This window comes from Vibrio sp. 1978 (genome assembly GCF_033344345.1).
The window spans coordinates 1-656 of record NZ_JAWPOP010000558.1 but is presented as its reverse complement, the minus strand read 5'-3'; the positions used below and the strand labels follow the sequence as shown (position 1 = coordinate 656).

1 pseudogene is annotated in these 656 nt (G+C 45.7%); it reads left to right on the top strand.

What is annotated here, in order from left to right:
* Positions 1-656: pseudogene (locus R8N49_RS27815) on the top strand (hypothetical protein); the annotation flags it as partial.

Here is a 656-nt window from a genome sequence, read left to right as displayed (position 1 = left end):
CAAGAACAAAGTGGAATATCGTGTCGATAAGACAGATGACTCTGCTGACCCAGACAAAAAACGCATCGACCAATGGGTGACGACCAACCGTTACACCCATCATCTGACGGAAGAGTACACCTTATTCGGTAAGTTCAATTACTCACGCTCAGTAAGCAAATCGAGCGACAAAATGTTGGCTCGTTTTATTGAGTCGACCGCTGGATTGGCGTATCGCCCAATTTACAACGATCGTTTGAATTTGTTGTCGCGCTACACCTACTTAGTGGACTTCGACCAACTCAATCGCGATGTGGATTACAAAGATGAAGAAAGCCATATCATAGAAGTGGAAGGCATCTATTCACTTGATGCCAACTGGGATTTAGGCGCGAAATACGCATTCAAAAACAAGCATGAACTCTTCACTCGTCAATCGGGTGAAGACATTCCGGTTGACAGCAAAATCTCATTGTACGGCTTAAGTGCTTCTTACCGAGTGATGAAAGAGTGGGACGTGACAGGCGAGTACCATTGGAAGACCGATTCGACCTACGATGAGTTAGAGCAAGGTGCGCTGATTTCAGTGAACAAACATCTTGGCGACAACTTCAAAGTCGGCGTCGGCTATAACTTCTCAGGCTTTGACAGCAACCTTGCGAATGATGATGACTACG